General features: G+C 66.7%; 10 protein-coding genes. 5 read left to right on the top strand and 5 right to left on the bottom strand.

The genetic code is table 11. The features are described from left to right. The first annotated feature begins 41 nt into the window (after nucleotides 1–41). From xylA to ABW137_RS11020, 4 genes are all read left to right on the top strand, one after another. The gene (xylA, locus tag ABW137_RS11005; RefSeq protein ID WP_526399763.1) at nucleotides 42–1,265 is read left to right on the top strand and encodes a xylose isomerase; all 1,224 of its coding nucleotides are present in this window, start codon (nucleotides 42–44) and stop codon (nucleotides 1,263–1,265) included. A 79-nt stretch (nucleotides 1,266–1,344) separates the two neighbouring features. Then, nucleotides 1,345–2,430, top strand: a complete 1,086-nt coding sequence (locus ABW137_RS11010; RefSeq protein ID WP_526399764.1) for a sugar ABC transporter substrate-binding protein — start codon at nucleotides 1,345–1,347, stop codon at nucleotides 2,428–2,430. Between the two features lie 7 nt (nucleotides 2,431–2,437). Beyond that, entirely contained in the window at nucleotides 2,438–3,235 is a 798-nt protein-coding gene (locus ABW137_RS11015) for an ATP-binding cassette domain-containing protein (RefSeq protein WP_526399766.1), read from the top strand. 10 nt (nucleotides 3,236–3,245) lie between these two features. After that, complete coding sequence (locus tag ABW137_RS11020; protein ID WP_526399768.1) at nucleotides 3,246–4,511, top strand: sugar ABC transporter permease; 1,266 nt, start codon at nucleotides 3,246–3,248, stop codon at nucleotides 4,509–4,511. Nucleotides 4,512–4,534: 23 nt separating this feature from the next. Here ABW137_RS11020 and ABW137_RS11025 read toward each other — a convergent pair whose 3' ends face one another. Both ABW137_RS11025 and ABW137_RS11030 read right to left on the bottom strand, forming a co-directional pair. Then, a complete protein-coding gene (locus ABW137_RS11025; RefSeq protein ID WP_526399769.1) occupies nucleotides 4,535–4,882 on the bottom strand; it encodes a cupin domain-containing protein in 348 nt (115 codons plus the stop codon). Next, nucleotides 4,879–6,105 carry an NAD(P)/FAD-dependent oxidoreductase gene (locus tag ABW137_RS11030; protein WP_526399771.1) on the bottom strand — a complete coding sequence of 409 codons (1,227 nt, stop codon included), beginning with the start codon at nucleotides 6,103–6,105 and terminating at the stop codon, nucleotides 4,879–4,881. The genes ABW137_RS11025 and ABW137_RS11030 overlap by 4 nt, the downstream gene beginning before the upstream one ends. Before the next feature lie 63 nt (nucleotides 6,106–6,168). Here ABW137_RS11030 and ABW137_RS11035 point away from each other — a divergent pair, with 63 nt between their 5' ends. Beyond that, complete coding sequence (locus ABW137_RS11035) at nucleotides 6,169–7,344, top strand: acyl-CoA dehydrogenase family protein (protein WP_526399773.1); 1,176 nt, start codon at nucleotides 6,169–6,171, stop codon at nucleotides 7,342–7,344. A 3-nt stretch (nucleotides 7,345–7,347) separates the two neighbouring features. Here ABW137_RS11035 and ABW137_RS11040 read toward each other — a convergent pair whose 3' ends face one another. The 3 genes from ABW137_RS11040 to ABW137_RS11050 all read right to left on the bottom strand — a co-directional run. Beyond that, nucleotides 7,348–7,608, bottom strand: a complete 261-nt coding sequence (locus ABW137_RS11040; RefSeq protein WP_526399775.1) for a hypothetical protein — start codon at nucleotides 7,606–7,608, stop codon at nucleotides 7,348–7,350. 16 nt (nucleotides 7,609–7,624) lie between these two features. Further along, nucleotides 7,625–8,965: a uracil-xanthine permease family protein gene (locus ABW137_RS11045; protein WP_526399777.1), complete on the bottom strand. Its 1,341-nt coding sequence runs from the start codon at nucleotides 8,963–8,965 to the stop codon at nucleotides 7,625–7,627. Between the two features lie 181 nt (nucleotides 8,966–9,146). Next, nucleotides 9,147–9,442: SDR family NAD(P)-dependent oxidoreductase (locus tag ABW137_RS11050; RefSeq protein ID WP_526399779.1), on the bottom strand; the 296-nt coding region annotated here is incomplete at its 5' end.

The following is a 9,442-nucleotide window of genomic DNA, read 5'->3' on the forward strand; positions in this document are numbered from 1 at the left end:
TAAGTTCGCGTCCTGAACAAATCTACATCGAGGAGGCCGAGATGTCCGTTCTTGAGTCCAACATTGCCGCCGCCGACGAGTTGGTTCCGCGGCCGTCGGACAAGTTCTCGTTCGGCCTGTGGACGGTGGGGTGGACCGGCTCCGATCCCTTCGGGGTGGCGACCCGTCCCGCGGTCGACGTGGTGGACGCCGTCGAGCATCTCGCCGAGCTGGGCGCCAACGGTCTCACCTTCCACGACGACGATCTGTTCGCCTTCGCCTCGACCGATCGCGAGCGTCGGCACGAAATCGACCGGCTCACAGCCGCATTGAAGTCCACCGGCATGGTCGTTCCGATGGTGACGACGAACCTCTTCACCCAGCCGGTGTTCAAGGACGGCGGATTCACCAGCAACGACCGGGCCGTGCGGCGCTTCGCCCTGCGCAAGGTGCTGCGCAACATCGATCTCGCCGCCGAACTCGGAGCGCAGACGTTCGTGCTGTGGGGCGGGCGTGAGGGCAGCGAGTACGACAGTGCCAAGGACGTCCAGGCCGCGTTCGAGCGGTACCGCGAGGCGCTCGATCTGCTCTGCGAATACGTCATCGACAACGGCTACCCGCTGCGCTTTGCGATCGAGCCCAAACCCAATGAGCCACGCGGGGACATCCTGCTTCCGACCGTCGGCCACGCGCTGGCGTTCATCGACACGTTGGCCAAGCCGGAACTCGTCGGTGTCAACCCGGAGACCGGCCACGAGCAGATGGCGGGGTTGAACTTCGTTCACGGCATCAGCCAGGCGCTGTACAGCGGGAAGCTGTTCCACATCGATCTCCACGGGCAGCGCGGCATCAAGTTCGACCAGGATCTGGTGTTCGGCCACGGAGACCTGGCCAACGCGTTTGCGCTGGTGGACCTGCTGGAGAACGGCGCCGTCGACGGCGGCCCCAGCTATACCGGACCTCGCCACTTCGACTACAAACCCAGCCGCACGGAAGACGTGGACGGAGTGTGGGTTTCCGCCGCGGCGAACATGCGGATGTACCTGCTGCTCAAGCAGCGTGCCGCGGCGTTCCGTGCTGACCCGGAGGTGGTGGAGGCGCTGGCGAGCGCGCAGGTGCACGAGCTGCGACGCCCGACGCTGAGCCCAGGGGAGACCTACCGCGACCTACTGACCGACCGGTCTGCCTACGAGGATTTCGACGCCGAATCATACTTCGGGGCAAAGGGGTTCGGCTTCGTCCGGCTCAACCAGCTAGCCCTCGAACACCTGATGGGTGCCCGCTGATACGTTGGGTGCTGACTCTGGACGTGATGTGCGTCACGCTATATGTTGTCTGAAACAACAAATCGAGAAATGGGGATCGATGTTCACCAAGCGGATTGAATCTCTGCTGTTCGTCGCGCTCGTCGGGGCGGGGGTCGCCCTCTCCGGCTGCAGCAGCAGCGACGGCGGCGGTGGTGGTGGCAGCAGTGACCAGTCGCAGGGCAAGATCGGGGTCATCCTGCCCGACACCAAGTCTTCGGTGCGGTGGGAGTCCAAGGATCGGCCCGCCCTCGAAGAGGCGTTCAAGGCGGCAGGCGTTCAGTACACCATCCAGAACGCCGAGGGTTCTGCGGACAACATGGCGACCATCGCCGACGGCATGATCGCCGACGGCGTCACGGTGCTGGCCATCGTGAACCTCGACTCCGACAGTGGGGCGGCCATCCAGCAGAAGGCCGCCAGCCAAGGCGTCAAGACCATCGACTACGACCGGCTGACCCTTGGTGGCTCGGCGGACGTGTACGTGTCCTTCGACAACACCACGGTCGGCGAACTGCAGGGCCAAGGCTTGGTCGACTGCCTCGCAGGCAAGCCTGCGAACGTGGTGTTCCTCAACGGTTCTCCGACCGACAACAACGCCACCCTCTTCACGGCGGGAGCGCACTCCGCGGTCGACAAGACACCAAGCATCACCATCGTCGGTGAGCAGTCGGTGCCGGATTGGGACAACGACAAGGCCGTCACGATCTTCGAGCAGATGTACACGGCGGCCGACGGCCGGATCGACGGGGTCTACGCCGCCAACGACGGGCTGGCGGGCTCCGTCATCTCGATCCTTGAGAAGAACCAGCGCGCCGGGCAGGTGCCGGTCACCGGGCAGGACGCCACCGTCGAGGGCCTGCAGAACGTGCTCGCCGGAACGCAGTGCATGACCGTGTACAAGTCCGCCAAGGAAGAGGCGGGCGCGCTCGCGAAGGCGGCGATCGCCCTCGCGAAGGGCGAGTCCGTGGCTGCGGAGGGCACTTCGCGCGACGACAAGGGCAACCGGGACGTGCCATCGGTACTGCTCACCCCGAAGTCGATCACCAAGGACAACGTCGACATCGTCCTCACCGACGGCGGCCAGTCCAAGGAAGAAGTGTGTGCGGGCCAGTTCGCGGCGATGTGCACCGCAGCGGGGCTCTGATCGGCCGATGACCACCGAGCAGGTCCCGAAGACCGCACCCATCCTCGAACTCCAGGGGGTCAACAAGAGTTTCGGGGTGGTCCACGTGCTGCACGACGTGGACTTCCAGGTCTACCCCGGCGAGGTGACGGCGCTGGTGGGTGACAACGGCGCAGGCAAGTCGACCTTGGTGAAGGCCATCGCCGGGATCTACCCGATCGACAGCGGGACCTACCTGTTCGAGGGCAAGCCGGTCGACGTCCACGGGCCCAACGACGTTGCCGCGCTTGGGGTCGAGGTCGTCTACCAGGATCTTGCGCTGTGCGACAACCTCGACATCGTCTCCAACATGTTCCTCGGCCGTGAGGTAAAGCGTCGCGGCGTACTGGACGAATCCCGGATGGAGACGATGGCGAGGGAGGCGTTGGCGTCGCTGTCGGTGCGGACCGTGAAGTCCGTCCGGCAAGCCGTCTCGAGCCTGTCAGGTGGTCAGCGCCAAACCGTCGCGATCGCCAAGTGCGTGCTGTGGAACTCCAAGGTCGTGCTGCTCGACGAGCCCACCGCGGCACTGGGGGTGGCGCAGACCCGGCAGGTCATCGATCTGGTACGGCGACTGGCCGATCAGGGGCTGGGCGTGGTGCTGATCTCGCACAACATGGTCGACGTCTTCGAGGTCGCCGACCGTATCTGCGCGCTCTATCTCGGTCGGGTCGCCGCCGAGGTCAAGGCCTCCGAGGTGTCCCACAGCCAGGTGGTCGAGTTGATCACGGCGGGCCGCTCGGGAAGTCTTGGTCTGGCGCCGGCCGAAGCCGCCCAGTCGATGTGAGGATCGCCAAATGACAACCGTCAAACCAGAAGTCGCCGACTCGGGCTTCGCGGCCGACACCCAGTCCGACGAATCGCTCCGAGACGCCGCGCGCAGCTACCTCCAACGGGTGCGTGGCGGCGACATGGGGTCGCTGCCCGCCGTGCTCGGTCTGATCGTGCTCTTCATCGTCTTCGGGCTGGCCAACGAGCGGTTCATGTCGGCGCTGAATCTGGCCAACCTGGTGACGCAGGCGGGCTCGATCTGCGTGCTGGCAATGGGTTTGGTCTTCGTCCTGTTGCTGGGCGACATCGACCTGTCCGCGGGTGTGGCAGGAGGTGTCTCGGCCTGCGCCATGGCACTGACCATCACCAACATGGGCTGGCCGTGGTGGGCCGCGATGCTGGCCGGGGTGGTCTGCGGTGCTCTGATCGGGCTGTCGATCGGGCTCCTGCGGTCGAAGCTGGGTATCCCCTCCTTCGTGGTCACTCTCGCGTTCTTCCTTGGGCTGCAGGGCGTTACGCTCAAACTGATCGGAGAGGGCGGATCGGTCCGGGTGGACGATCCGGTCATCCGGGGTATCACCATCGACAACCTGCCGGTGACGGTGGGCTGGATCTGCGCGCTGCTGGTCGTCGTCGCCTTCGCGGGCATGGAGCTGTACCGGCATCGCAGCAAGGTCAGTGCGGGGCTGCACCATGCCCCGCTCGGAGTGGTGATCTTCCGCATCGTCGGTGTCGCCGCGGTGACGCTCGGAGTCACGTACCTGCTCAGCATCAACCGGAGTGTCAATCCCAACGTCGAGATCCGCGGCGTCCCATACGTTCTGCCGATCGTCGTGGTGCTGCTCATCGCATTGACGTTCGTGCTCACTCGTAGCTCGTACGGTCGGCACATCTACGCGGTCGGCGGCAATGCGGAGGCCGCCCGCCGCGCAGGCATCAACGTCGACCGGGTCCGGATGTCGGTGTTCGTGGTCTGCTCGGCGCTGGCCGCTCTGAGCGGCATCATCGCTGCGTCGTACGGCGGGAAGGTGTCTGCGTCGTCGGGCGCGGGCAACGTCCTGCTGTATGCGGTGGGTGCGGCGGTCATCGGCGGCACCAGCTTGTTCGGCGGCAAGGGGCGCGCCCTGGACGCAGTGATCGGCGGCGTGGTGGTCGCCACCATCGCCAACGGGCTGGGGCTGCTCAACCAGTCGTCCTACATCAACTTCCTGGTGACCGGCGGCGTGCTGCTCCTGGCTGCCAGCGTGGACGCCATCTCCCGCCGGCGGCGATCGGCTGCCGGGTTGAGTTGAGCTGCCGGACAGGGCAATCCGAGTCAGAAGATCGAGTACACCTTCCGGACCGTCTGGTGGATCTCCCAGGTTCCCGTCCAGCCCTTGGGGAACACGGCGACGTCACCGATGCCGACGACCGAGGCCTCACCGCCGTCGGGCGTGACCGTCATGCGGCCGGCAACGAGGTAGATGACCTCGTTGGTCGCCAACGTCCAGTGTGACGGCCCCGGCGTGCACTGCCAGATGCCTGCCGACGAATCGCCGTCGACCCACACCTCGAGTCCGTGCGTGGCCATGGGTTCGCCCGTGGCCTCTTCCAGTGGGCCCCAGTCTTCGAGATCGGCCTCGGCGGCTCCGGCGAGAATCGGGGTGATGATGGACTGGGTCACGAGGGGATGTCTGCCTTCGGTCGATGGGCAACGCTTTCCGGGAACGGAAGCGAAATGGGTTCGGGTGCGACGCGACTGTTGCCGTCGGCGTCGAAACGGTCCAAGCCGAGGTCGGTGAGGTCCAGCCAGTCGCAGGACCCCGTCGTGGTGAGGTCGGCGGCCACCTGGGCGACGGCCGGGCCCCACATCATTCCGTGTCCGGCGGGGCTGGCGACGACGGTGCCGTCCAGTGGCCCGTCATCGGTCAGCAGCGGACCCAGGATCGGCAGGTGGTCGGGGGTGTAGTCGATGGTGGCCGCCCAGGACCGACGCAGCCCCAACCCCCGGATGGCGGGGAACAGCTGCTCGATCCGGTCGCGGGCCTTGCGGTAGTACACGGTGTCGAAGTCGACTGCGGTGCCCGGCGGCTCGTCGGGGTTGCTCATCCCCCACAGCACGCCGCCCGCTTCGCCGGGCCGCCAATAGATTCCGGAGGTCACGTCGAACGCCATCGGCACGTCGTGGATGTCGAGGTCGGCGGGCGCTGCCGTGACGACCACCTGGTGGCGGGTGCCTCCGGCGTGGATGCGACCACCCGCCGTCGCGCCGACCGCGGCGAGTTTCGGACCACCGGTGAGCACCACGTGCTCGGTGTCGATCGGGCCGTCTGCCGTATCGACGCCGACGACCCGGCCGCCACTGGTTCTCAGCCCGGTGAAGGCACGGCGTTCGCGGATCTCGACACCCGTCGCGACAAGTGCCGCGGTATAGGCCAGCACGTTGCGTGGCGCATCGATGTAGCCATCACCCGGTGCATACGACGCCCCCATCGTCACGCCGGGGGCCAGGCCGGTGTGCCGAGCGTCGAGGTCGTCGCTGTCGAGCCACTCGACGTCGAGGCCGAGGCTCCGTTGTAGCGCGATGCGCTGGTGGGCTTGTTGCACTTCGGCTTCCGAGAAGCATGGCATCAGATAGCCCTGCGCGACGAAGCCGCAGTCGAGGGGGAAGCGGTCACCGCTGGCGGCGTAGAACTCCTGCGAGCGAATGCCGAGTTTGATGGCGGGCTCGGTGCCGCCCTGCGCTCGCACCATGCCCGCGGCGCGGCTGCTTGCGCCGTCGCCCAGCGTCGCAGCTTCGAGCAGGATGACTTTGCCTACCCCGGATTCGGCGAGGAGCACCGCGGTCCAGGCGCCCACCGTGCCGCCGCCGACCACCACCACGTCCGCAATGTCGGAACTGGTCATACTACGGAACGGTCGCATAGACTGAACACTCAGTCAAGTGGCCGGCGAGGATCGGGGTAGCGGATGTACGGACTGACGGATGACGATCGACGCATTCAGGACACGGCCCGCGACTTCGTCGATTCGCTGATCCCGCTCGAGGTCGAAGCCGAACTGGCAGGCGGCTTGCTCCCCAAGGAGGTGACTGTCGAACATCACACCCGGGCAATCGAATTGGGGCTCTATGCCACCAACATGCCGACCTCCGTCGGAGGGCCCGGTTGCACGGCACTGCAGCAGGTTCTGGTCCAGGAGCAGTGCGGACGGGCCACCAACGGGCTGGGTTGGGCGATGGCGACCCCTCCGCAGTGGTGGGTCGACGTGGCGACCGACTACCAGCGCGAGCGCTGGCTGCTGCCGTCCGTCCGCGGGGAGAAGCACGAGGCCTACGCCATCACCGAGGAGTTCGCGGGCTCCGACGTCTCGGCGCTGGCGACGACGGCGCGCCGGGAGGGCGACGAGTACGTCATCGACGGCGTGAAGTGGCACGTCACCTCCTACAACCTGGCCGACTATTGCTTCGTTCAGGCCGTGCTGGTCGGGGGAGAGTACGAGGGTGAGCACGTGCTGTTGGTGGTCGACCTGCCCTGGCCCGGGGTGGAAGTGGTTCGCACGCCGCACTATTCGCATCACATCGCCGACGAACATCCCATCGTCGCGTTCAACGGGGTGCGGGTGCCGGTGCAGAACCTCGTCGGCGCGGAGGGGCAGGGCATGACGTTCACCCAGGACTGGTTCCGGTTCGAGCGGCTGATGGTGGCCGCGAGGTGCGTCGGCGCGGCGCAGCGCCTGGTGGACGAGGTGACCGAGTTCGCGAGGGAGCGGGTGATCGACGGCAAGCCGCTCGGCGAGCATCAGCTGGTGGCGGGGATGCTCGCCGACAGCGCCACCGAGCTCTTCGCCGCGAGGACGATGCTGTACGAGGTGGCGCGGTCGATCGACGCGGGCGCCGACCGCAAGGCGCTACACGCGCAGGCGTCGATGGCGAAGCTGTACTGCTCGGAGATGGCAGGCCGGGTGGCCGACCGCAGCGTGCAGATCTTCGGGGGCCGCGGGTACATGAGGGAAAACGTTGCCGAGCGGATGTACCGCGAACTGCGAGTGGAGCGAATCTGGGAGGGCGCCAGCGAGATTCAGCGACTCATCGTGGCGCGACAGGTGATGAATCGAGGCCCTGCGGCGGTGTTGGAGGGCCGCTGACGCTCAGCAGGGATCGCCGGGAGGCGTGTAGTACGGCACCCCTTCGACGGTGTAGCACGGAACCTCGCCGTACACATAGGGGTGATCGGATGAGGCGATTGCCACGCCGGTGGCGACGTCCCCGACGATGTTGGTACAGCCACCCACCGCGACGTGACGCCCTGCGGCGCCCGCGCAGACGTCGGCCTGCGCAATCGGCGTGGTGGCGAATGGAAGAGCCGCCATCGCGGCCGTCATCGACAGTACTGCTGCTAGCTTCTTCATGGCTCAAGTCCCTTTGCTAGTCCGGCCCTGGCTCATTGTTGCGCTCGTCAGCCCTTGCCGTTGGGGATTCGCCAACTGGCTCGGAGCGGTCGGCGTCGGCCCGCGCCGTCCGAAAGCCCAGCAACCGCATGCCGTGGTAGATGATCAATGCGGCGATCGAGCCCAGTGCAATGCCGGTGAAGATCAAATCGCCTGCCTGCCAGGTGAAGTCGGCGATGCCGATGATCAGGGGGATGGCGGCCGTCATCTGGTTGATGGGCAGGCTGAAGTCGACGTGATTGGTCAACCAGATGCGGACGCCCAGAATGCCGACCAACCCGTACAGCACGATCGTCGCACCGCCGAGGACACCGGATGGAATGGCCGAGATCACGGCACCGACCTTGGGGCACATGGCCAGGACGATGGCGACCACGGCTGCCACCCAGTATGCGGCGGTGGAGTACACCCTGGTGGCCGCCATGACCCCGATGTTCTCGGCGTAGGTGGTGGTGGCCGAACCGCCGCCGAACCCCGCCAACGTCGTCGCGACGCCGTCGGCGGCGATGGCCCGCCCCATCACGGGATCGGTGTCGGTGTCCGTCATCTGGCCCACCGACTTCACGTGGCCGATGTTCTCCGCGATCAACGCGATGACGGCGGGCAGGAACAGCGGGAGCACCGATAGGTGAAACGAGGGTGCCTGGAACTCGGGGAGACCGATCCAGGGCGCCGCTGCGATGGCGGAGGTGTCGACGTCACCGAGTGCGAATGCGAGTAGATAGCCGAGGACGACGGCGATGAAGATGGCCAGCCGCCCGATGATCCCGCGGAAGAACGCCAGGACGGCGACCAGGAGGACGAGGGTGACGAGCCCGACCACCGGGCCCTTCTCGAAGTTCGACTTCGCTGCGGGTGCGAGGTTGAAGCCGATGAGCGCCACGACGGCGCCCGTGACGACCGGAGGAAGGGTCGCGTCGAGCCAGCGGGTCCCGACGAAGTGCACGACGGTGCCGATGACGATCAGCAGCAGGCCCACCGCGACGAGGCCGCCGAGCGCGCTGCCCGCTCCGTTCGATGCGACGGCGGCCGTGACCGGCGCGATGACGGCGAAGCTGGAACCCAGGTAGCTGGGCAGTCGATTGCCCGTGATGACCAGGAAGAGCACGGTGCCGATGCCGGAGAACAGGAGCGTGGTGGCCGGTGGAAACCCGGTGAGCACCGGTACCAGGAACGTGGCTCCGAACATCGCCACGACGTGCTGCGCACCGATGCCGATGGTGCGCGGCCAACTCAGCCGTTCACCCGGTCCGACGACGTGCGCATCGGCGGGGACGGGTGTCCAGGTCAATCTCTGTTGGGCGGGGATCACCTTCATGGAAGTACACCATCGTGAGTCGTCGCGCCACGCGTGACGGTGGTCCACGCGGTTCGGGCCGGCCCCAACGGTGCAGTTGGCAGGATTTGATCGAACAGACGTTCGTAAATGACACGGTTGTCTACCGGGTCTCGCCGACTTTGCGACGGGGCCGGCCGATCGCCCCGCCGGTGCGTTGCGATTAGTGGATGTGGCTGCCGCCGTTGATGTCGATGGTGGTGCCCGTGAGGTAGCTGGCGTCTTCGCTGGATAGGAAGGTGATCACGGCGGCGACTTCCTCGGTGCTGGCGGTGCGGCCGACGGGGATGCCCGCGGCCAGCGCGGCCTCGGACTCGTCGGTGGCACCGACGCGGATGTTGGTGTCCACCGCGCCAGGGGTGACGGCGTTCACGGTCACGCCGGTGTCGGCGATCTCCCGTGCGAGTGACTTGGTGAAGCCCAGGATCGCGGCCTTGGCCGAGGAGTAGGGCACCTTGC

Source organism: Mycobacterium sp., from assembly GCF_040509115.1.
Lineage (GTDB): Bacteria > Actinomycetota > Actinomycetes > Mycobacteriales > Mycobacteriaceae > Mycobacterium.